We start from the raw sequence: 20,749 nt of genomic DNA on the forward strand, positions 1-20,749 counted from the left end.
GCCGTTGAGACAATGGCGGCGGACGCCGTCGGCGGGTTGGAACCATCGGACGAACCGGATAAAATCATGGAACCAGTTTCAACATGACAAGTTTTTCATGTTGCATCGCAAACTGATATGGAAGGCTAACCGTGCCAACTCACTTTCCGGAAATGATCGAAGGCTATCACCGCTTCAAGGACGGCCCCTGGGAAGCGCAGCGCGAGCGCTGGAAGGAACTGCAGGAAGGCCAGAGCCCGAAGGTGATGATCATCGCGTGTTCCGACAGCCGCGTCGAACCCGCGCAGATCTTCGACACGCTCCCCGGCGAGGTGTTCGTCGTCCGCAACGTCGCCAATCTGGTCCCGCCCTACGAGACCGGTGGCGGCCATCACGGCGTGTCGGCGGCCATCGAGTTCGCCGTTACGCAGCTGAAGGTCGAAGAGATCGTCGTGATGGGCCATGAGAAGTGCGGCGGCTGCAAGGCCGCGCTGACGCAGGCCTTTGCCGACGCGGACCATGGCGCTGGCGGCTTCGTGTCTGACTGGGTGAGCTTGCTCGACGGCGCGCGCGAGAAGGTCATCGCCAAGTATGGCGACAGCGACCAGGCGGGCCGTGAGATGGAACTCGAGTCCGTTCGAACCTCGATCGCCAATCTGCGCACCTTCCCGTTCGTCAGAAGGGCCGAGGCCGCCGGCAGGCTGGCGCTCCGCGGTGCCTATTTCGGCATCGACAAGGGCCAGATGCTGCTGCTCAACGCGGACGACGAGTTCATCCAGGCCGATGCACCAGAGGCCAAATCCGCGAAAGCCTGACGCGTCAGCGAAGGCCTAACGCCTTCTCCGCCACGCGCTTGACCTTCGGGTCGAGCGGTGGCGGCACCATCGAAACCCCCGCTTCGAGGCGGTCCGCGATCAGCGTCAGCGCGGCGATTCGGGCCGCCTTCTTGTCGTTGCCGTCGATCACCGTCCAGGGCGCGGTCGCGGTGTCGGTGCGCGCGAACATCTCGGCCATCGCCTCCAGATAGTCTTCACGGCGCGACCGGTTGTGGAAATCGTCGAGCCCGGTCTTCCAGTGCTTCCACGGATCGTCGAGCCGCGCCTTCAATCGCCGGTCCTGCTCCTTCTGCGTGGTGTGGATGAACAGCTTGATGAGGGTAGTACCGCTCTCGACCTGCTGTGCCTCGAACGCGTTGATCTCGTCATAGCCGTGGCGCCATTCGGTCTCGCTGGCGAACCCCTCAACACGCTCGACCAGCACGCGGCCGTACCAGCTGCGATCGAACACCGCGATGTTGCCGTTGGCGGGCAGACGGTTCCAGAAGCGCCAGAGGAAATGGTGCGCCTTCTCGTCCGCGGTTGGCGCCGAGATCGGCCAGACCTTGTAGTTGCGCGGATCCCATTCGGCCGACAGTCGCTGGATGATGCCGCCCTTCCCCGCCGCGTCCCAGCCCTCGAACATCACGATCGCGCGCGTACCGCCGACGATGTGCGCGACCTGAATATGCTCGAGCCGCTTTTGCAGCGCGGCGAGGTCGTGCTTGTACTTGCCGTCGTATTCGTCGCCAGCTTCGTAATCGGCCAGGTGTATCGTCATGCATCACGCTCCGTCGTAAGGGTCGGGATCTGAACGTTCCAGGCGCCGCGACGACGCAGGACGAACCAATAATAGGCGATCGACAACAGGATTTGCGCGCCCGTCATGATCAGACCGGGGCGCCCCTCCTCGAGATCGAGCCAGCTCGTCCAGCATACATAGCCGAGCGCGAGTAGCGTTACGGCCGGAGCGAGTGGGTAGAGCGGCATCTGGTAGGGAGCGTGGCCCGTCTTGCCGGTTCGCCTGCCGACCATCGCCGCGACGCAGATGCCCGCGTAGATCGCGACGAGGCCAGTACCGCTGAGCACCAGCAGCAACTGGAGCGGCAGAAAGCACGCGACGATCCCGAACCCGCCGACCAGCACTGTGCCGACCCAGGGGGAGCCGAACTTCGGGTGGACCTGCGTCATCCACCGATCGAGCGGGCGCCCCCAGCTCCCGTCGCGCGCGGTGCCGTAGAAGAAGCGCGCGCAGGCGAGGATGCAGGCGATCACCGCGTTGACGATCGCGACGACGACGCCGATCGAGATCCAGTTCGCGGTCGTGGTGCCGCTGCGTAGGGCGACGAGCAGGCCGAACGGGTCGCCGGCGGTGAGAGTGGCGTGGAGATCCGGCGCGCCGGCCAGGACCGCGACGATCGGGATGCCCTCGAACAGCAGCGTCAGCGCGAGCGAGGCCATGATCGCGCGCGCGATCAGTCGGGGTGCGTCGAGCATCTCCTCGCCGAAATACACCGCCGCGCCATAGCCATTGAGCGCGAAGATCGCGATCGAGGTAGCGAGGCCGATCGAAGCGGCGGACGCGGGAACGAGATTGGCTCCTTGCGGCATTACCGGGTGGAGGAGCAGGTCGCCGATCGGGCGGACGGTATCGGCGAACCCGAGCCAGACGACCGCGAGGATGGCGAGCATCTCGACCAGCAGGAAGAGCCCGGTAAGCCAGGCATTCACCTTGATCTGGAGGATCGCGACGAGCGTCGACCCTGCGACCACGGCGATCGCGACGGGGATCTGCGGCAGGCCGGGGACCAACGTGCCGAGCACCGCGCTGACGCCCAGGCCTGCGACCGGGGGGAAGAGCAGGTTGTTGAAAACGTTGACGCCGAGCATGACGAACCCCGCCATCGGTCCGAGCGTATGCGCGACCGCGACATACTCGCCACCTGCGACCGGCCAGGCGGAGGATAGCTCGGCGTAGACAAATGCGGTGGCGACGCAGACGAGTCCGGCGAGCAGCGTTGCCCACACCGCGCCGGTGCCGGCGACCTGGAGCATGCCGGGGACGATGACGAACACCGACGATGCCGGGGTCGCGACGGAGAGGGTGAGGAACAGGACGCCCGTGACGCCGAGGCTGCGGACGAGGCTTGGCGCAGCCGCCGGTGTCATCTGATCGTCGCGCATGCCAACCCCTTATCGTGCAGGGGTATTTGCACGGTTGAGGGGGTTGAGGAAGCGTAGGTCGTCTTTCCCTCGCCCCTTCGGGGAGAGGGAGGGGCACGCCCGCGCTTGCGGGTGGGAGGGTGAGGGGAAGTTGGCGCGCACCAACCGCCCCTAACCCTCCCGTTGCCAAGCGGTTCCTCCTTCCCTCTCCCCGTAGGGGCGAGGGACAGAGAGACGTTACCCAGCGCTCGGCGCGACCACCTTTGTCGCGTCCTTCGGGCCATCGACCGTCAGGCGGATGTTGAGTTCCTTCAGCTGCTTGGCGCTGACCGGGCTCGGCGCGCCCATCATCAGGTCCTCGGCCTTCTGGTTCATCGGGAACAGCACGACCTCACGAATGTTCGGCTCGCCGGCTAGCAGCATCACCATCCGGTCGATCCCCGGTGCCGAGCCACCATGCGGCGGCGCGCCGACCTTGAACGCGTTGATCATGCCCGCGAAGTTCGTGTCGACGTCGGCCTGCGTGTAGCCGGCGATCTCGAACGCCTTGTACATGATCTCGGGCCGGTGGTTCCGGATCGCGCCCGACGACAGCTCGACGCCGTTGCAGACGATATCGTACTGATAGGCGAGGATATCGAGCGGATCCTTGTTTTCCAGCGCGTCCATCTCGCCCTGCGGCATCGAGAACGGGTTGTGGCTGAAATCGACCTTCTTCGCGTCCTCGTCATATTCGAACATCGGGAAGTCGACGATCCAGCAGAACTCGAACCGGTTCTCGTCGATCAGGCCGAGGTCGGCACCGATCCGCGCCCGGGCGGCGCCCGCGAGCTTCGAGGCGGGCAGCTCCTTGCCAGCCGCGAAGAAGATGCCGTCGTTCGGGCCGAGGCCCATCTCGGCGATCAGCTTCCGCGTCGCCTCTTCGCCGTGGTTCTTGGCGATCGGGCCACCAAGTTCGCCATTTTTCTGCGTGATGTAGCCGAGCCCGGCATGCCCCTCGGCGCGTGCCCAGTCGTTCATGTCGGTAAAGAACTTGCGGCTCTTGTCGGCGGTGTTCGGCGCGGGGATCGCGCGGACCACGTCACCGCCGGCGACGATGCCCGCGAACAGGCCGAAGCCCGAATCGACGAAGTGGTGGCCGACGTCGTGGATCAGGATCGGGTTGCGCAGGTCGGGCTTGTCGCTGCCGTACTTGAGCATCGATTCGCGGTACGGGATGCGCTTGAACGGCAATGCCGAGACCTGGCGACCCTTGCCCTGCCAGTCCGCGAACTCCTCGAACACGCCGTGCAACACAGGCTCGATCGCATTGAACACGTCGTCCTGCGTGACGAAGCTCATCTCGAAGTCGAGTTGGTAGAACTCGCCCGGCGAGCGATCGGCGCGTGCGTCCTCGTCGCGGAAGCAGGGCGCGATCTGGAAATAGCGGTCGAAGCCGGCCACCATCAGCAGCTGTTTGAACATCTGCGGTGCCTGCGGGAGCGCGTAGAACTTGCCCGGATGGACGCGGCTCGGCACCAGATAATCGCGCGCGCCCTCGGGCGACGACGCGGTCAGGATCGGCGTCTGGAATTCGGTGAACCCTTGCGAATTCATCCGGTTGCGCAGCGACGTGATCACCTGGCTGCGGAGCATGATGTTCGCGTGCAGCCGCTCGCGACGCAGGTCGAGATAACGATAGCGCAGGCGGATATCCTCGGGATATTCGGCCTCGCCCGCGACCGGCATCGGCAGCTCGCCGGCCATCGACTGGACGGTCGCGGCGGTCGCGCGGATCTCGATCCCGCCGGTCGGCAGGTTCGGGTTCACGGCTTCCGGCGCCCGGGCCGTGACCTTGCCGGTGATCGTCACCACGCTTTCGCTCTTCAGACCTTCGATGACCTTGAAGACCGGGCCGCTGACGTCGGTGACGATCTGCGTGATGCCGTAGTGATCGCGCAGATCGATGAAGACGAGGTCGCCGTGATCGCGCTTCTTGTGGACCCAGCCGGAGACGCGGACCTCTTCGCCGACCTGTTCGGGGCGGAGGGCGGCGCAGTTGTGGGTGCGATAGGCGTGCATGATGGGTCTTCTCGGACGATAAACAGGTGGTCCGCGCTTCCCTTCCCTTCCGGGCTTTGTCAACCCGAACGAGGCTCGCTATGGACGGGCGATGCATATCCACCCGCTTATCTCCGACAGTGCCACGCTCGCCAATCTGTGCGCGCGCATGGCCGACGCCGACTATGTGTGCGTCGACACCGAATTCATGCGCGAGAGCACCTATTACCCGGAGCTCTGCCTGATCCAGATCGCCGACGACAAGGAAGCCGCCGCGATCGATCCGATGGCGCCTGGGATCGACCTGAAGCCGCTGCTCGACCTGCTCGTCGAGAATCACGACGTGCTGAAGGTCGTCCATGCCGGCGGGCAGGATATCGAGATCGTCTACAACCTGACAGGCAAGACACCCTTCCCGCTGTTCGACACGCAGGTCGCGGCGATGGCGCTCGGGCAGGGCGAGCAGATCGGCTATTCGAACCTGGTCGACAGTTGGCTCGGCATTGCGGTCGACAAGGGTGCTAGGTTTACCGACTGGGCGCGCAGGCCGCTCGACGCGCGGCAAATCGAATATGCGATCGGCGACGTCACGCATCTGTCGAAGATCTTTCCGAAGATGCTGGAGCGGTTGCGCAAGACCGGGCGCGGCGTTTGGCTCGACCAAGAGATGGAGCGACTCGGCGATACCGCCAATTACGCGAACGATCCCGATCTGGCGTGGAAGCGCGTTCGGATCTCGGGGCGCAAGCCTGATGTGCTGGGGCGGTTGAAGGCACTGGCCCGGTGGCGTGAGTTGGAGGCGCAGGCGAAGGACCTGCCGCGCGGGCGGATCGTCAAGGACGAGACTCTCGGCGACATGGCGGGGCATCCGCCGCGGAAGCAAGCGGACTTGGCGCGGGTGCGCGGGCTGTCGGCGACCTGGGCCGGTAACGACATCGGTGGCCGCTTGATGGCGGCGATTGAGGGGGCACAGCCGCTCGGTGACGACGAATTGCCGCCGCGGGACGATCGCAAACCCGGGCTTGGCAAGGAGGGTTCGCTGGTCGCGGATCTCCTCAAGCTGTTGCTCAAGATCCGCTCGCGAGACATTGATGTCGCGTCGAAACTGCTCGCGCGGACCGATGAACTCGAGGCGCTGGCGGCGGGCGTTCGCACTGGGCTGCCGATGCTCGAAGGCTGGCGGTTCGATCAGTTCGGGCGCGATGCACTGGATCTGGTCGAGGGGCGACTGGCGTTTGCAGTGATCGGCGGGAAGCTGAAGATGACCCGTACGGAGGATGCCGCATGAGGATCGTTCTGGTTGCAGTCTTGCTCGGGTCGGCGGCGTGTACGCCGGTCGAGATGCGCGGCGAGACGCCTGCCGCTTTGCCGGTTGCTGCGGCTTGCAATGCCGAGTCGTTGGGCGATCTTGTGGGCAAGCGGGCTAGCGATGCTCGGGCTGACGTCATGCAGAAGCGGTCGGGTGCACGCACGCTCCGCTGGATCGCGCCGAATACCGCGGTGACGATGGATTTCCGCGCCGATCGCCTGAACGTCTATGTGGACGCCAAAGGCCGGATCGAACGCTTTACTTGCGCCTAAACCCGCTCGCTTAAATCCTCCCCCTGCGGGGGAGGTGGCTGGCACTTGCCAGACGGAGGGGTGTGTCCCTTCGATAGCGTGATACCCCTCCGTCAGTCCTGCGGACTGCCACCTCCCCTTGCAGGGGAGGATTTAGGCAAGAGCCAGTTGGGGTTTGCGTCCCAAGGCGGAGGCTAGCGCTGCGTGGCGACGTTCCACGGCCTCACCGTAGAGACCGCGATCGTCCGAACGCAGCGTCAACGTGAGCGATACGCCATCGTCCGCGAGTTGCGAGCGCTTCAGCGGTCCGGCTAGACCGCCGCTCATCCTCTGGCCGAGCCGCATCGCCATGCCCCAGGCCGTAGCGCTCTTCAGCGCGGCAGGCGTTGCCAGCCGCCCTACAGGATCTGCCGCCGCCAGATCGCCACCAAGGCTGGTGTAAAGAGCTTGCGCCAGCATCCCCCGGCCGGGCGCGTCAATCGCGACCCAATTGCCGTGCAGCGCGACCTCGACGCCGCGTTCGGCACGGAACTCGGGGTTCGCGCGCCAGCCGACGTCGGCGAGCAAGCATGCCGTGTGGCGGATTCGCGCCATTGCGGGCGGCTCGGTGGCGAACAGCGGTGCGATCCAGCGGTCGAGCAGATCGCCGTGCTCGGGGAAGCGGCCGAGCAGGCGCCCCTCTTCGCGTGCTGCTACGATCAGCGGATCGAGCGTGCGGTCTGCGGGCTTCAGGTCTTCGTAGAGCAGACCTTCGCGCAGGCCATAGGCGGATACGATCGTCGTCCGGCTGCCGAGCTGGCGCATCAGCACGCCGAGCAACGCTGCGGCGTCGGCGAGCGTTGCCGTGCGGCCCGACGACAGCCCCGGAATCGCCTTCAGGCGCGGCTTCGACAGTTGCGGGATCGTCCGGCTGAGCCGGGTGATCGTCGCCGCGGTCATCGAATATTGGTGGATGATCGGCAGCGGATAGTCCGACAGCTCCATGTCGAGCCGTGCCAGCGCGCGCCACGATCCACCGACCAGATACAGCGGCAGCCCCTGCCCCTTCGCGGTCCAGCCGGCCTCGCGAACCAGACGTGCCACGTAGCGGGCGAGCACCTTGCCGCGCTTGGCGCGGATCGGGCCGATCCGCAGGACGCCTAGCGGAAACGAGACACGGTCCTCGATCTTGCCGCGACGAACGCGGACGAGTTCGAGACTGCCGCCACCGAGATCGCCAACAATGCCGTCTGCTTCGGGGATAGCGGACAAGACACCGTAGCCGGCCGCGCTGGCTTCCTGCTCGCCGGACAGCGTCTCGACGGTCAGGCCGAGTTGTTCAGCCGCGGCAATGAGTTCGCCGCCGTTCTTCGCATCGCGTACCGCCGCAGTCGCGACCGTGCGGAGCGTCGAGCATTCCATTTCCTTCGCCACCGCCGCGAACCGCGCGAGCGCAACGCGTGCGGTCTTCAGCGCGGACTTCTCGATCGCGCCAGTCGCGGCGAGGCCACGACCGAGCCCCGCCAACACCTTCTCATTGAACCGGATCGCGGGGAGCCGTGGCGGCCCCTGATACACCACCAGACGGATCGAGTTCGAGCCGATATCGATGATCCCGGTGCGCGGGTGATCGTCGGTCTCGGCCTTGGGCGGGGAATTGCCGAACAGGATATTGGTAACGCTCATCGTTTTCGACGGAGCGACAGCGTCGGTACGGCATTGCTGGTCGCGAGCGAGGCGCCGCGGCCGGAGAGCGAAGGATTCGTCATGAAATACCGATGCAGGTTGAATGGGCGGTCGCCGGGATCGACGCGGCTATATTCGCCGTCGGGGCCTAGCTCCCAACTCTGCTCGTTGTCGATCAGGTTCGCGACCATGACCTGATCGAGGATCTGGTCGTGAACGGTCGGGTTGAGGATCGGCAGCATGTATTCGACGCGGCGGTCGAAATTCCGCGGCATCCAGTCAGCCGACGAGATGAATAGCTTCGCACCGTCGTTGGGGAGCGCCTTGCCGTTGCCGAACGCCCAGATCCGGCTGTGCTCCAGAAAGCGCCCGATCACCGACTTCACGCGGATCGTCTCGGACAGACCGGGAACACCCGGGCGCAGGCAGCAGATGCCGCGGATGATGAGGTCGATCTCGACCCCTGCCCCGCTCGCTTCGTACAGCTTCTCGATCACCGCAGGGTCGACCAGCGAGTTCATCTTCGCCCAGACGCCGGCGGGCTTGCCCGCGCGTGCGTTGGCGATCTCGACGTCGATCAGGTTCATCAAATTCTGGCGGAGGTCGCGTGGGCTCAAGCTGACACGCGCCATGTCGGTCGGTTCGACATAGCCGGTGATGTAGTTGAACATCTGCGCCGCATCGCGCCCGACCGCGGCGTCGGCGGTGAAAAAGCTGAGGTCGGTGTAGATCTTGGCCGTGACCGGGTGATAATTGCCCGTGCCGAAATGGCAGTAGGTGCGGAACGCCTGGCCTTCGCGGCGGACGACCAGCGAAACCTTGGCGTGCGTCTTCCAGTCGATGAACCCGTAGACGACCTGCACGCCCGCGCGCTCCAGCGCGGAGGCCCAGACCATGTTCTGCTCTTCGTCGAACCGCGCCTTCAGCTCGACGACCGCTGTGACGGACTTGCCCGCCTCGGCCGCGGTGATCAGCGCGTTGATGACCGCAGGCTGTTTGCCGGCGCGGTAAAGCGTTTGCTTGATCGCCACCACATCCGGGTCGTTCGCCGCCTGTTTCAGGAAGGCGAGCACCACTTCGAACGTCTCGTAAGGGTGGTGGACGACGATGTCCTTGGCCTTGATCGCCGCAAAGCAGTCGCCGCCGAATTCGCGGATGCGTTCGGGGAAGCGCGGCGTGAAGGGCGGGAATTTCAGGTCGGGACGATCCTCATCGACCAGCCCGTCGAGGTCGACGATGCCGAGTAGGTTGCCGCTCTCGGTGATGATCGCGTCGGCACCGCCGAGCTCATCCTTGAGCACAGCCGCCAGCACGTCCGGGATGCCGGTTTCGAGTTCGAGGCGGATCACGCGGCCGCGGCGACGGCGCTTGATCGCGTTGGCGAAGTAGCGGACGAGGTCCTCGGCCTCCTCCTCGATCTCCATGTCGCTGTCTCGCAGGACGCGGAAGCTGGCGGCGGCGAGGACTTCGTAGCCGGGGAAGAGGACGGGTGCGAACCGCTTCAGGATCGATTCGATCGAGATATAGCGCGCAGGCTCGCCAGGGAGGCGAACGAAACGCGTCATGGTGTGCGGCAGCATCACCAGTTCGCGGACCGGCTCGTTATCCGAACGGCGGACGAGGTCGAAGATCACCGACAGCCCGCGATTCGGGATGAACGGGAACGGATGCGCGGGGTCGAGCGCCTGCGGGGTCAGGATCGGGAAGATCTGATCGCGGAAATGCGTTTCGAGCCACTCGTCGGCCTCACCTTCGACCGCCTCGCGCCGCAGGACGAACAGCCCTGCTTCGTCGAGCAGCACGCGCAGGTCGCCCCACACCGCCTGCTGGCTGGCCATCAGTTCGTCGGCCTCGCGGACGATCGCCGTCAGCTGCTGGCCGGCGGTGAGGCCGTCCGCCGATCGCCGATCGACATCCTGCGTCTGCTGTCCCTTCAGACCGGCGACGCGGACCATGAAGAACTCGTCTAGGTTGGAGCCCGAGATCGACAGGAAGCGAAGCCGCTCGAGCAGTGGGTGCGCGGGGTTGCACGCCTCCTCCAGCACGCGGCGGTTGAACGCCAGCCAGGACAGCTCGCGGTTGAAAAACCGGTCGTTCGGCTCTGCGCCGATGGGATCGTCGTCGTCTTCCGATTGGCGGACGATATGGGCTGGACGGTTCATCGGGCCTCTTGGGGGCTTATGGTGGCGTGAAGAGCGGGAGGTCGAGAGCGAGTTGCGGCCGGAGGATCAACCCGGCCTCGGTGAGTGTGGTTCGTGCAAGAGGAATGGACAAGCGCTTGCGACGTTCCATCGCCTCCTGATCGAGCGCATCCACGGTTCGCGTTACGGTAATATGACTGCGCTCGATTCTGGTCGCGAGCCAGTCGATCAGATCGGGCCGCGCATCGAGGCTGCGGCGCTCGAACAGATGCGCCAGCAGCAGCCGCATGAGTTCGTCATCGGGCGCACCGATCGCGGCGATCGGGCTGGCGGCGAGACGGGAGCGGAGATCGGGGAGCTTGACCTTCCATTCGGGCGGCGCGGCGTCGGCGACGATCAGCAGCGGCCTGTGCTCCTCCTGCGCGCGGTTCCAGGCGTGGAACAGCTGCGCCTCGGGCACGCGCTCGGCATCGTCGATGATCGTCCCGCCGCTCTTCGCCGCGAAGATCCGCGCGAGCAGGCTGCGGCCCGATTTGCGCGGGCCGGTGAGGATGGCGGTCATCACGGGCCAGGTGGCAGTGTGCTCCAGCGTGTGGACGGCGCGCGAGTTGGAGGGGGTAACCAGGAAGGCATCGTCGCGAGGGTCCGCCGGCCACCCGAGTGGCAGCGCAATTTGAGTCATCTTGGTCGCGCTCACCCTGTCGTCGCATTATCCGCCGGCAAATCCGGCGGAAGAAGTTGGGCGACCCGGCGGATGCGGATCGTCTGGCCGGAGCCGAATACCTGATAGCCGCGGGCTTCTAGCGCGGTCTTCAGCGCCGCGGGGTCGCCGTCGTACGCGACGCGCATCAGTGAGACGCCGCCGAGCGCAAGGCTGGTGGTAGCCGCCGAGCGGACGCCGGGGATCGCGCGGAGTGCGGCTTCCGTAGACGAGACGGCCGTGGCTGCGGGCGTGTCGAACTGGACGATTACGGAGATGCCTTCGCCGCCGGTCAGCGCCGCGGTATTGGCGTCGGCGGTCTCGTCTGTGGGCAGGTCGTCTATCGTTGCGGCTTCGGGCGGCGGCGGTGGCGAGAGGCTGTAGTCGACGCGGAGCGAACCGTTGCGGCGGGCCTGCTGGTACAGGTCGTCGATCCGCTTCACGCCGGTATCGAGTAGCTGCGCGATGCCGTCGGGCGTACCGACTCGCAACGTGAAACTGCGGATCAGCTCGTTGTCGGGGCCGTGGCGCGCTTCGAACACGCCGATCACCGGGCCGCCGGGCCATTGGCGGTAGAGCTTCACGACCGGGGTCAGCACGTCGCTCGCGCCATATTGGTCGAGGATCGTCCGCCACCAGCCGCGGCCGGGACGCTGCGTCTGGCCGACGTTGAGCAGCAGCGCGTCGGGGCCGGAGCCTGACGGGCGGACATAGTCGATACTGCTGTTGCCGGTGCGATAGCGTGCCCAGGCCTGCTGCCACTGCGTGCTCTGCTCAAACGCCTGGCCGACGCCGCCCGAATATTGGACGGGGATGACGAGCATTGGCTGCGAACGATCGGCATATGTCGAGATGCCGAGGATCGATCCGGCGCGGCCGCGATCGAACAGCACGCCGAGCTTGGCGATGTAGCGCTGCGGGCCGATCTGTTCGTTCTCGACGACGATGCCGGAGACGAGCGAATCGAGCGTGCCGTCGGAGACGAGACCGCCTCCACCGCCAAGTCGGTTCGACAATTGCACCCAGGCTTTTCGCTGGGCGAGCCGCCAGCCGCTGTAGCGCGCGGCGTCGGCGGTCTTGCCGGCTACGTCGACCGTGACGCCGCTCACCTCGTACGCGCTGCCGCTGTCGACTGGAGCCGCGCCTCGGCTGCCGCCTTCGATTTGCGCGAGCACTGTGCCGCCGCTCAATAGCAGAGCAGCGCCGGCGAGGGCGGCAGGAAGGGCTTTGATACGCGTCACGCGGGCCTTTTGGCGAAGCAGACGTGGAAATCCAAGCGCGATGTGGCTAGCAGCACCGATCATGACCGATACGCCAGACTCCGCCGCTCCCGCTTCGGGCCCTTACACCTACGCTCAGGCGGGCGTTTCGATCGCCGCGGGCAATGCGCTGGTGCGGGCGATCGCGCCGCTCGCGCGCTCGACGCGGCGGCCGGGCGCGGATGCCGATCTTGGTGGCTTTGGCGGGATGTTCGACCTCAAGGCGGCAGGGTTCGTCGATCCGTTGCTGGTCGCGGCGAACGACGGCGTGGGTACCAAGCTGAAGCTGGCGATCGAGTGGGATCGGCATGAGGGTGTCGGCGTCGACCTCGTCGCGATGTGCGTCAACGACCTGATCGTCCAAGGCGCCGAGCCGCTGTTTTTCCTCGATTATTATGCGAGCGGGAAGCTCGATGCGGCGGTCGCCGAGCGCGTCGTCGCCTCGATTGCGGAAGGCTGCAAGACCGCCGGCTGCGCACTGATCGGGGGCGAGACCGCCGAGATGCCGGGCATGTATGCGGACGGCGATTATGATCTGGCGGGCTTCTGCGTCGGCGCGGTCGAGCGGACCAACGTGCTGACCGGGCGCGAGATTGCTTCGGGTGACGTGATGCTTGGACTGGCGTCGTCGGGCGTGCATTCGAATGGGTTCTCGCTGGTTCGGCGCCTTTCCGCCGATCGTGGCTGGAAGCTCGATCGGCCTGCGTTGTTCGATCAGGACAAGTTGCTGATCGATCATCTGATGGCGCCGACTCGCATCTATGTCGCGAGCCTGCTGCCGTTGCTGCGCGAGCGGAAGATCAAGGGGCTGGCGCATATCACCGGTGGCGGCTTGCTGGAGAACATCCCGCGCGTGCTGCCCGAGGGCGTGCATGCGGTGGTCGATGCGGATGCCTGGGAGCAGTCGCGGTTGATGGCGTTCCTGCAGGCTCAGGGCGCGATCGAGCCAGAGGAGATGGCGCGGACGTTCAACTGCGGGATCGGCATGGTCGTGATAGTGAGTGCCGACGAGGCCGAGGCGGTGACCGCGGCGCTTGAGGCGGCGGACGAGACGGTGTTCACGATCGGGCGGATCGAGACCGGGGCGCAAGGCTGCACGGTTCGTGGGTCGGCGGGGACGTGGAGCGCGCGCGAGGACTGGACCGCGACGCATGGCTGACAAGACGCGCGTCGGCGTGCTGATCTCGGGGCGCGGATCGAACATGATGGCGCTGGTCGGCGCATCGCGCGCGGCGGGGTGTCCGTACGAGATCGCTGTGGTTGCTTCTGACAAGCCGGACGCGGCCGGGCTCGAATGGGCTCGGTCGGAGGGGGTGGCAACGTTCGCGCTCTCGCCGAAAGGTCTGGGGAAGCCGGCCTATGAGGCGGCGATCGACGCGGCGTTGCGCGAGGCTGGTGTCGAGGTCGTTGCGCTCGCCGGGTATATGCGGTTGCTGTCGGACGGGTTCGTCGCCGCGTGGCGGGACCGGATCGTCAACATCCATCCGTCGCTGCTGCCCAAGTACAAGGGCCTCGACACGCATGCGCGGGCGATCGCGGCGGGCGATGCGGTTGGCGGTTGCTCGGTGCATGTCGTGACCGAGGAACTCGATGGCGGCGTGGTGCTGGGTCAGGCCGAGGTGCCGATCCATGCCGGCGACGATGCGGATGCGCTTGCGCGTCGCGTTCTGGCGGCCGAACATGCTTTGTACCCGAAGACCTTGGCGGAGTTCGTGACGCGATGACCGATCTGTCCCCCCTCGGCCGCGTTCGCGCGGCGGCTTTGGCGCTGCCGGAGACCGAGGAAAAGGTTTCGCATGGCCAGCCGACCTTCTTCGTGGCCGACAAGCAGTTCGCGCAGTTCCGGGCGGATCATCACGGCGATGGATTGACCATGGTGTGCGTGAAGACCAGCGGCACCGATGAACAGACGACGCTGATCGAGGCGAACCCGGCCGTGTATTCGCGGCCGGCGTATCTTGGCGCGACCGGCTGGGTCGGGATGAATGTCGCCGACGATCCGGACTGGGCGCTGGTGGAGGACCGGATCGCGCGGAGTTGGGAACTGGCGGCCCCTGCCCGCTTGCTGGAGGCTGGCGGGCGATGAGCACCGAGACACCGACCGAACGGCGCGAGGCTGCGGCGACGCGGCGGCGTTGGGTGACGCTGGCCGAGGTCGTAGCCGTTGCGGGCGTACTCATCGCGGCGCTGACGCTGTGGACCAACTGGTCGGATCACCGTGCGAACGAGGCTGACAAGATCGCTGCGCAGTCGAGTGCGGCGCGCGAGCGGACGAAGATCGATCTGTCGGCGATCGTGCAGGATGGCGGCAACACGCTGTTGCTTAAGGATGCGCGGCATGACCTCCAGGACGTGACGATCACGTTCCCGCGTGCGCTCGGCGTCTCGCCGCAGCGGCCGCCGGCTGAACCGATCATCGACGGGTCATGGGTTTCGGATGCGATGTTGAAGCTGACCGATGGTGGGTCGGACGATCGTGCGGGGCGGCTGCCGGTGCTGGTCAGCGTGCAGTATTTCGACGGGGATACGACGCGGACCGCTAGCGGGATTTACGATGTGATCTGGAAGACACATGGTCGCAGGTGGCGTAGTCGGGCATTCCAGCTGGAGGGCTTGCAGGTTCGCCAGCGTGGTGGAGATCAGGCGAAGCTTGATGCGATTTGGGTGAAAGAGAAGCCGACAGCTTAGACACCACCCCGGCGGAGGCCAGGGTCCAATTGGGGAACGTTGCTAAGGGAGGGCCGCGTTCCGTTACTGCGACATATCCAATTGGGCTCCGGCCTTCGCCGGGGTGGTAGTGATGCTGTGCAGTGCGGAGCTTTCGCCGGGGAAACTCACACCGTTCGTGCGTAGACCGGGTCGTCGTGGAGGGTGGTGCCGACCGTGAACTGGCGGGTGCCAATCACCTTGAAGCCTTGGCGTTCGTAGAAGGCTCGGGCGCGGGTGTTTTGGTCCCATACGCCCAGCAGGACTCGGATTCGGCCTGCCGCCGTGGCGTCTTCGAGGGCGCGGGCCATCAGGGCGGCGCCCAGGCCTGAGCCTTGGGCCTGCTTCATCAGGTATATGCGGCGGAGTTCGATGTCCGCGGGGCCGGGCTCGATCGGAAAGTCCGGCGCGGTCAGCACCGTGTAGCCGATCGGCGCATGGCCGGGCTCGTGCTCGGCGAGCGTGACGATCGTCGCGGGATCGGACAGCCACGTCTCGAACGTGGCGATGCTGTTCTTCGTCGTGCAGTGGGCGACGATGTCCGCCCCCGTCAGCACGGTCGCATAGGTATCGAGGAACGTGGCGGATGCGACGAGCGATAGCGCGGGCGCATCGCCCGGCTCAGCCCGTCGCAGCCGCCAGGTCATCAGCCGACGATTTCTTCGGGCTTGAAGAAGTACGCGATCTCGATCTTGGCGTTCTCGTCCGAATCCGAACCGTGAACCGAGTTGGCTTCGATCGACTCGGCGAGTTCCTTGCGGATCGTGCCGGCATCGGCATTGGCGGGGTTGGTGGCGCCCATGATGTCGCGGTTGCGCTGCATCGCGTTCTCGCCTTCGAGAACCTGGACGACGACCGGGCCCGAGATCATGAACGAGACGAGCTCACCGAAGAACGGACGCTCCTTGTGGACCGCGTAGAAGCCTTCGGCCTGCTCGCGGGTCATCTGGATGCGCTTCGAGGCGACGACGCGCAGGCCGGCTTCCTCAAGCATCTTGGTGACCGCACCGGTCAGGTTGCGGCGGGTTGCGTCGGGCTTGATGATCGAAAAGGTACGGTTCGCGGCCATGATGGTCACGGGCTCCTGTGTTGACGGTAATCGGATGCGCGGCGCTTAGGCGGGGCGCGGCGCTAAAGCAACCTATGCGGCCTGTTCCCAGCGGCCGGAGTCGTTCTGCTTCCAGTAGCGGCGTTCGACGTCGTCTCGGTCTGCCAGTGCCTTCCACGCCAAGCGCGCTTCCTGGATCGCTTCGTCGTCGAAGAGGTGGAAGGCTCGGTCAAAGGTTAGGATAAGGTCACGCCAACGTCCGTCTACCACCGCGACGTTGCGAGCGGCGTTGGCGGGGGCCGATTCCTGGATATCTTGAGTGATTAGAATGGGTTGGGCGGTGTCGTCGGTGCTGCCGGCCTGGGCGTGGGGGAGGAAGCTCTCAGGGGCGTAGGACCATAGCAGGCGGTCGAGCGCGACGCGCTGTTCCTCGGATTCGGCGACGATCAGGAGGCGGCCGCCGGTTTGGACGACGCGCTCAGCGATGCGCGGGAGGACGCGGTCGAGGGGGCTGGTTAGGTGGTAGAAATCGACCTGCATAGTTTCCATCCCCCTGGCCAACCCATTCCGTCATCCTGACGAAAGTCAGGATCCAGAGCAACGGAGCGCATCGTTTGGTATCCTGGGTCCTGACTTTCGTCAGGATGACGAAGAACAAGATGACGGGAGGGGGTCGGCGTTCCCCCTCCCCGTCGTTCAGCTCTCGAAATTGTCGGCGACGAACTGGTCGAGCAGGCGTACGCCGTAGCCGGTTGCGCCCTTGTCGTGGTTGGTGCCGGGCTTGTCGGACCAGACCATGCCGGCGATGTCGAGATGCGCCCACTTCACACCCTCGTCGACGAAGCGCTTGATGAACTGGGCGGCGGTGATCGAACCGGCACCGCGGGGGCCGACGTTCTTCATGTCGGCGATCGGCGAGTCGATCAGCTTGTCGTAGGCGGGCGACAGCGGGAAGCGCCACAGCGTGTCGCCGGTGGTCTTGCCGGCCGCGATCAGCTGATCGGCAAGCGCATCGTCGTTGGCGAAGATGCCGCCATTCTCGGTGCCGAGCGCGACGATCATCGCCCCCGTGAGCGTGGCGAGATCGACGATCGTGGTCGGCTTGTGCGCCTGCTGCACCCAGGTCACGCAATCGCACAGCACGAGGCGACCCTCGGCGTCGGTGTTGAGCACTTCGATCGTCTGGCCGGACATCGAGGTGATGACGTCGCTCGGACGCAGCGCAGCTCCATCGGGCATGTTCTCGACCAGGCCCATCACACCGACGACGTTCGCCTTGGCCTTGCGGCTGGCGAGTGCCTTCATCGCGCCAGCGACCGCGCCAGCGCCGCCCATGTCCCACTTCATGTCTTCCATGCCCGCGCCGGGCTTGATCGAGATGCCGCCCGAATCGAACGTCACGCCCTTGCCGACGAACGCGAGCGTCGGCGCATCGGCCCCTGCCCCGTTCCACTTGAGCGCAAGGATGCGTGCTTCACGGCGCGAGCCCTGGCTGACGCCGAGCAGCGAGCCCATGCCGAGCTCGGTCATCTGCGCTTCGTCAAGCACCGTGATCTCGAGCCCGAGACCCTCGACGTCCTTCGTCACCTTCTCGACGAAGCTCTCGGGATAGACCACGTTCGGCGGCGACGTCACGAGCCAGCGCGTCAGGTCGAGCCCGCCGGTGACTGCGGCCGCCTCGTTCCAGGCAGCATCGGTGCCGTCCGGTGCGCCCGCGATGGTGATCTCGGTCAGCGTCGGCTTCGACTTCTCCGCCAGCTTGGTGCGGTACGCGTCGTAGCGCCATGCGCGCTGAGCAGCGGCAGCGGCGAAGTGTGCGGCGGCCTTGGCGGTCGGCGTGGTACCAGCCGATAGGTCGGCGACTACCGACGTTGCGCCCGAGGTCAGCAGACGTGCGGTGATCGCACCGCCAGCCTTCTCCCAATCAGCGGTCTCGCCCGCACCGACTCCGACGAGCAGGACCTGGCGAACCGCGCCGTCGACCGGCACGAACAGCTCGATCACCGAGCCTGCTTCACCCACAAAGCGTGCCGCAGTCGCTGCGCTGGTCGCCACTGCCTCGCCATCGCCGCCGATCGCGCTCCAATTGATCTTCGCCAAGCCGTCCTTGGCGACGGGGACGGCTAGGATCGGGGCGTTGGCCGGAACGGTCGGGGCGAAGACGATCTGCATGAAGAAACCTCGGGAAGCTTTGAACGGTAGGATGGGCTTGGCCCTAAGTTGATGCCGCGGGCTTGGCAAAGCAAGGTGGCGGCCTGTCATCTCACGGCGATTGCAGCGAAGCGCCGGTGGTGCGATAGGCGGGCGATAGGGCGGCAAACGGCTGCCGAATGCCAAAGGGGTTGGTTCGAATCGTGTTGCGTATCGACCTTTTGACGGGTTGTGCCGTTTCGCTCGCCTTGGCGTGCGGACTGGCGAGCTCGCCCGTGCATGCCCAGGATTTCCAGAGCCGTCCGGTCCCGCCCCCCGTGCAGGACGCACCGGTCGCCAACGCGCCCGCTGCGACTCCTGCCGAAGACCAGGTGCAGTTCAGCGCCAACGGACTCGAATACGACACCAACACGCAGATCGTCACGGCGACCGGCGAGGTCCGGATGTTCCGTCAGGGCAACCGTCTGCGCGCCGACAAGGTCGTGTGGAACCGGCAGACCGGCAAGGTCGTCGCGTCCGGCAACATCGCGGTCACCAACCCGCAAGGCGACATCGCCTATGGTGACGAGATCAACCTGACCGATTCGCTGAAGGACGGCGTGGTCGACAACATGCTCGTCGTGCTCGAACAGGGCGGTCGGCTCGCAGCCAAGCAGGGTACGCGCGACGCCGACGGTACGGTCAACTTGAAGACCGCCGCCTATACGCCGTGCGCGGTCGGCAGCTCGGCGGGGTGTCCGAAGGAACCGACGTGGAAGATCACCGCGGTTCGCGTCACCTATCGCCCCGAGCGCAAGCGCATCTATTACGCCGGCGCGCGCCTGCATCTGTTCGGTCTGCCAAGCCTGCCGCTGCCCAAATTCTCGAACCCGGTCGGTGGCGACAGTGACAGCGGGCTGCTTTCGCCGAACGGCGGCTACAGCCGCGTCAACGGCCTCGAAGTCAGCGTACCCTATTATTTCAAGCTCGCCCCCAACCAGGGGCTGATCGTCACGCCGCACATCTACAGCAGCGTGCTGCCGATGGCGCAGGTCGATTATTCCGCGCTCAGCACCAAGGGGGCGTTCAGCGTCCGCGCCTATGCAACCGAGAGCCGGCGCAGCGACGACCTCAACACCGCCAACCCGACCGATACCGAGATGGCGTTCCGTGGCTATGTCGACGGCATGGCGCGCTATCAGCTCTCACCGAACTGGACCGCGAGCGGATCGCTTCGCCTGACCACCGATCGCACGTTCCTGCGCCGCTACGATATCTCGCGCGACGACCGGCTGCGCACCACCGCCAGCCTCGAACGGATCGACGACACCAGCTATTTCGCGGTCAGCGGCTGGTATGCGCAAACCCTGCGCGTCAAGGACAGCCAGGGCCAGCAACCGATCGCGCTGCCCGAGATCGATTACCGCAAGCGCTTCGACGACGGCCTGATCGGCGGCAAGTTCCAGCTTCAGCTCAACACGCTCGCGCTGACCAGGACCGATGGGCAGGACACGCAGCGCGCGTTCGCCAGCCTGCAATGGGATCTGCGGCGGCTGACCAACTGGGGGCAGGAAGTCACGTTCACGGCGTTCGCGCGCGGCGACCTGTATAATACGAACGATACGCTGGCGACGACCAACCTCAGCTACCGCGGGCTCGAAGGGTTCAGCCAGCGCGCGATCGGCGCGGTCGCGGTCGATGTGAAATGGCCGTTCATCGGGACGTTCCTCGGCGGTACGCAGCGCTTCACGCCGCGCATTCAGCTGGTCGCGGCGCCGAAGTTCGCGAACATCACGCTGCCGAACGAGGATTCGCGCGCAGTCGATCTCGACGACACCAATCTGTTCTCGCTCAACCGGTTCGCCGGCTATGACCGCTTCGAGGATTCGTCGCGCGCGACCTATGGCGGCGAATGGGCGTTCGATCTGCCGGGGATCAGCTTCACGACCAATGTCGGCCAGAGCTATCGGTTGAGCACGCGTCCGACGATCCTGCCCGATGGCACCGGGCTCAGTGATCGCTTCTCCGATATCGTTGGTCGTACCGAGCTGCGGTTCCGGGACTTCGTCTCGATCGTCCATCGCTATCGGCTCGACAAGGACGGGTTCGCGATCCGCCGCAATGAGATCGACGCGACGATCGGATCGCGCGCGACCTATGTGCTGGTCGGCTACCTGAAGCTGAACCGCAACATCGACGCCTCGATCGAGGATCTGCGCGATCGCGAGGAAATCCGTGCAGCCGGCCGCGTCCAGTTCGCGCGCTTCTGGTCGGCGTTCGGGTCGGCGGTGGTCGATCTCACGAACAAGTCGGAGGACCCGCTGTCGGCCAGCGACGGCTTCACGCCGATCCGCCACCGCGTCGGCTTCCAGTACGAGGACGACTGCCTCCGCCTTGGCGCGACCTGGCGGCGGACCTACAATAACACGGGCGACGCGCGGAAGGGCAACAGCTACCTGTTGACGCTGGCCTTCACCAATCTCGGCCGCTAAGCCCGCATTCAGCTACGATGAGGCAAGCCTTGCCGGATGCGCCGCCATGAC

19 protein-coding genes are annotated in these 20,749 nt (G+C 65.8%); 8 read left to right on the top strand and 11 right to left on the bottom strand.

Annotated elements, in window-relative coordinates:
• The first annotated feature begins 152 nt into the window (after positions 1–152).
• A complete protein-coding gene (locus ASF09_RS06815; protein WP_060525485.1) occupies positions 153–794 on the top strand; it encodes a carbonic anhydrase in 642 nt (213 codons plus the stop codon).
• Positions 795–798: 4 nt separating this feature from the next.
• On the opposite strand, the gene ASF09_RS06820 is transcribed toward ASF09_RS06815, so the two are convergent.
• The 3 genes from ASF09_RS06820 to aspS all read right to left on the bottom strand — a co-directional run bounded on the left by ASF09_RS06820 (position 799) and on the right by aspS (position 5,018).
• On the bottom strand, positions 799–1,575 hold the full coding sequence (locus ASF09_RS06820) for a polyphosphate kinase 2 family protein (RefSeq protein ID WP_060525486.1): 777 nt from the start codon (positions 1,573–1,575) through the stop codon (positions 799–801).
• Positions 1,572–2,978: an APC family permease gene (locus tag ASF09_RS06825; protein WP_082444120.1), complete on the bottom strand. Its 1,407-nt coding sequence runs from the start codon at positions 2,976–2,978 to the stop codon at positions 1,572–1,574. The genes ASF09_RS06820 and ASF09_RS06825 overlap by 4 nt, the downstream gene beginning before the upstream one ends.
• Positions 2,979–3,194: 216 nt before the next feature.
• Positions 3,195–5,018 (bottom strand): aspartate--tRNA ligase, encoded by a 1,824-nt coding sequence (gene aspS, locus ASF09_RS06830; RefSeq protein ID WP_200912536.1) that lies wholly within the window; start codon positions 5,016–5,018, stop codon positions 3,195–3,197.
• 91 nt (positions 5,019–5,109) lie between these two features.
• Here aspS and rnd point away from each other — a divergent pair, with 91 nt between their 5' ends.
• Both rnd and ASF09_RS06840 read left to right on the top strand, forming a co-directional pair.
• Positions 5,110–6,285: a ribonuclease D gene (rnd, locus tag ASF09_RS06835; RefSeq protein ID WP_060525487.1), complete on the top strand. Its 1,176-nt coding sequence runs from the start codon at positions 5,110–5,112 to the stop codon at positions 6,283–6,285.
• Complete coding sequence (locus ASF09_RS06840) at positions 6,282–6,578, top strand: I78 family peptidase inhibitor (protein WP_060525488.1); 297 nt, start codon at positions 6,282–6,284, stop codon at positions 6,576–6,578. Before rnd ends, ASF09_RS06840 begins: the two co-directional genes overlap by 4 nt.
• A 132-nt stretch (positions 6,579–6,710) precedes the next feature.
• Here ASF09_RS06840 and ASF09_RS06845 read toward each other — a convergent pair whose 3' ends face one another.
• From ASF09_RS06845 to ASF09_RS06860, 4 genes are read right to left on the bottom strand one after another with little or no spacing between them, the layout of a single operon-like run.
• Positions 6,711–8,222 carry a Ppx/GppA family phosphatase gene (locus tag ASF09_RS06845; RefSeq protein WP_060525489.1) on the bottom strand — a complete coding sequence of 504 codons (1,512 nt, stop codon included), beginning with the start codon at positions 8,220–8,222 and terminating at the stop codon, positions 6,711–6,713.
• Positions 8,219–10,384, bottom strand: a complete 2,166-nt coding sequence (locus tag ASF09_RS06850) for an RNA degradosome polyphosphate kinase (protein ID WP_056481892.1) — start codon at positions 10,382–10,384, stop codon at positions 8,219–8,221. Before ASF09_RS06850 ends, ASF09_RS06845 begins: the two co-directional genes overlap by 4 nt.
• A gap of 16 nt (positions 10,385–10,400) precedes the next feature.
• A complete protein-coding gene (locus ASF09_RS06855; RefSeq protein ID WP_056050416.1) occupies positions 10,401–11,045 on the bottom strand; it encodes an HdaA/DnaA family protein in 645 nt (214 codons plus the stop codon).
• Positions 11,046–11,056: 11 nt separating this feature from the next.
• On the bottom strand, positions 11,057–12,367 hold the full coding sequence (locus ASF09_RS06860) for a heavy-metal-associated domain-containing protein (RefSeq protein ID WP_060525490.1): 1,311 nt from the start codon (positions 12,365–12,367) through the stop codon (positions 11,057–11,059).
• Here ASF09_RS06860 and purM point away from each other — a divergent pair.
• Genes purM through ASF09_RS06880 form a run of 4 tightly spaced genes read left to right on the top strand, consistent with a single transcriptional unit; the run spans position 12,366 to position 15,010 of the window.
• Positions 12,366–13,481, top strand: a complete 1,116-nt coding sequence (gene purM / locus ASF09_RS06865; protein ID WP_060525491.1) for a phosphoribosylformylglycinamidine cyclo-ligase — start codon at positions 12,366–12,368, stop codon at positions 13,479–13,481. The genes ASF09_RS06860 and purM overlap by 2 nt on opposite strands.
• The gene (gene purN / locus ASF09_RS06870; RefSeq protein ID WP_060525492.1) at positions 13,474–14,046 is read left to right on the top strand and encodes a phosphoribosylglycinamide formyltransferase; all 573 of its coding nucleotides are present in this window, start codon (positions 13,474–13,476) and stop codon (positions 14,044–14,046) included. Before purM ends, purN begins: the two co-directional genes overlap by 8 nt.
• Complete coding sequence (locus ASF09_RS06875; protein ID WP_060525493.1) at positions 14,043–14,408, top strand: MmcQ/YjbR family DNA-binding protein; 366 nt, start codon at positions 14,043–14,045, stop codon at positions 14,406–14,408. The genes purN and ASF09_RS06875 overlap by 4 nt, the downstream gene beginning before the upstream one ends.
• Positions 14,405–15,010, top strand: a complete 606-nt coding sequence (locus ASF09_RS06880; protein WP_060525494.1) for a hypothetical protein — start codon at positions 14,405–14,407, stop codon at positions 15,008–15,010. Before ASF09_RS06875 ends, ASF09_RS06880 begins: the two co-directional genes overlap by 4 nt.
• Before the next feature lie 146 nt (positions 15,011–15,156).
• Here ASF09_RS06880 and ASF09_RS06885 read toward each other — a convergent pair whose 3' ends face one another.
• From ASF09_RS06885 to ASF09_RS06900, 4 genes are all read right to left on the bottom strand, one after another.
• The gene (locus tag ASF09_RS06885; protein ID WP_060525495.1) at positions 15,157–15,675 is read right to left on the bottom strand and encodes a GNAT family N-acetyltransferase; all 519 of its coding nucleotides are present in this window, start codon (positions 15,673–15,675) and stop codon (positions 15,157–15,159) included.
• Complete coding sequence (gene ndk / locus ASF09_RS06890; RefSeq protein ID WP_060525496.1) at positions 15,675–16,097, bottom strand: nucleoside-diphosphate kinase; 423 nt, start codon at positions 16,095–16,097, stop codon at positions 15,675–15,677. The genes ASF09_RS06885 and ndk overlap by 1 nt, the downstream gene beginning before the upstream one ends.
• Before the next feature lie 72 nt (positions 16,098–16,169).
• Positions 16,170–16,616 carry a DNA polymerase III subunit chi gene (locus ASF09_RS06895; RefSeq protein ID WP_060525723.1) on the bottom strand — a complete coding sequence of 149 codons (447 nt, stop codon included), beginning with the start codon at positions 16,614–16,616 and terminating at the stop codon, positions 16,170–16,172.
• A gap of 156 nt (positions 16,617–16,772) precedes the next feature.
• Positions 16,773–18,248 carry a leucyl aminopeptidase gene (locus tag ASF09_RS06900; protein WP_060525497.1) on the bottom strand — a complete coding sequence of 492 codons (1,476 nt, stop codon included), beginning with the start codon at positions 18,246–18,248 and terminating at the stop codon, positions 16,773–16,775.
• A gap of 182 nt (positions 18,249–18,430) precedes the next feature.
• Between ASF09_RS06900 and ASF09_RS06905 the strand changes: the two genes are divergently transcribed.
• On the top strand, positions 18,431–20,698 hold the full coding sequence (locus ASF09_RS06905; RefSeq protein WP_060525724.1) for an LPS-assembly protein LptD: 2,268 nt from the start codon (positions 18,431–18,433) through the stop codon (positions 20,696–20,698).
• Positions 20,699–20,749 lie beyond the last annotated feature (51 nt).

Origin of the sequence: Sphingomonas sp. Leaf242, assembly GCF_001422045.1 — a bacterium.
Taxonomy (GTDB): Bacteria; Pseudomonadota; Alphaproteobacteria; order Sphingomonadales; family Sphingomonadaceae; genus Sphingomonas.

What these genes read in the sequence shown, in the direction of transcription:
- ASF09_RS06860 (WP_060525490.1), bottom strand. Translation starts at nt 12,367, where the DNA reads ATGATCGGTGCTGCTAGCCACATCGCGCTTGGATTTCCACGTCTGCTT.
- ASF09_RS06895 (WP_060525723.1), bottom strand. Translation starts at nt 16,616, where the DNA reads ATGCAGGTCGATTTCTACCACCTAACCAGCCCCCTCGACCGCGTCCTC.
- rnd (WP_060525487.1), top strand. Translation starts at nt 5,110, where the DNA reads ATGCATATCCACCCGCTTATCTCCGACAGTGCCACGCTCGCCAATCTG.
- purM (WP_060525491.1), top strand. Translation starts at nt 12,366, where the DNA reads ATGACCGATACGCCAGACTCCGCCGCTCCCGCTTCGGGCCCTTACACC.
- purN (WP_060525492.1), top strand. Translation starts at nt 13,474, where the DNA reads ATGGCTGACAAGACGCGCGTCGGCGTGCTGATCTCGGGGCGCGGATCG.
- ASF09_RS06900 (WP_060525497.1), bottom strand. Translation starts at nt 18,248, where the DNA reads ATGCAGATCGTCTTCGCCCCGACCGTTCCGGCCAACGCCCCGATCCTA.
- ASF09_RS06850 (WP_056481892.1), bottom strand. Translation starts at nt 10,384, where the DNA reads ATGAACCGTCCAGCCCATATCGTCCGCCAATCGGAAGACGACGACGAT.
- ASF09_RS06840 (WP_060525488.1), top strand. Translation starts at nt 6,282, where the DNA reads ATGAGGATCGTTCTGGTTGCAGTCTTGCTCGGGTCGGCGGCGTGTACG.
- ASF09_RS06880 (WP_060525494.1), top strand. Translation starts at nt 14,405, where the DNA reads ATGAGCACCGAGACACCGACCGAACGGCGCGAGGCTGCGGCGACGCGG.
- aspS (WP_200912536.1), bottom strand. Translation starts at nt 5,018, where the DNA reads ATGCACGCCTATCGCACCCACAACTGCGCCGCCCTCCGCCCCGAACAG.
- ndk (WP_060525496.1), bottom strand. Translation starts at nt 16,097, where the DNA reads ATGGCCGCGAACCGTACCTTTTCGATCATCAAGCCCGACGCAACCCGC.
- ASF09_RS06875 (WP_060525493.1), top strand. Translation starts at nt 14,043, where the DNA reads ATGACCGATCTGTCCCCCCTCGGCCGCGTTCGCGCGGCGGCTTTGGCG.
- ASF09_RS06815 (WP_060525485.1), top strand. Translation starts at nt 153, where the DNA reads ATGATCGAAGGCTATCACCGCTTCAAGGACGGCCCCTGGGAAGCGCAG.
- ASF09_RS06820 (WP_060525486.1), bottom strand. Translation starts at nt 1,575, where the DNA reads ATGACGATACACCTGGCCGATTACGAAGCTGGCGACGAATACGACGGC.
- ASF09_RS06855 (WP_056050416.1), bottom strand. Translation starts at nt 11,045, where the DNA reads ATGACTCAAATTGCGCTGCCACTCGGGTGGCCGGCGGACCCTCGCGAC.
- ASF09_RS06845 (WP_060525489.1), bottom strand. Translation starts at nt 8,222, where the DNA reads ATGAGCGTTACCAATATCCTGTTCGGCAATTCCCCGCCCAAGGCCGAG.
- ASF09_RS06825 (WP_082444120.1), bottom strand. Translation starts at nt 2,978, where the DNA reads ATGCGCGACGATCAGATGACACCGGCGGCTGCGCCAAGCCTCGTCCGC.
- ASF09_RS06885 (WP_060525495.1), bottom strand. Translation starts at nt 15,675, where the DNA reads ATGACCTGGCGGCTGCGACGGGCTGAGCCGGGCGATGCGCCCGCGCTA.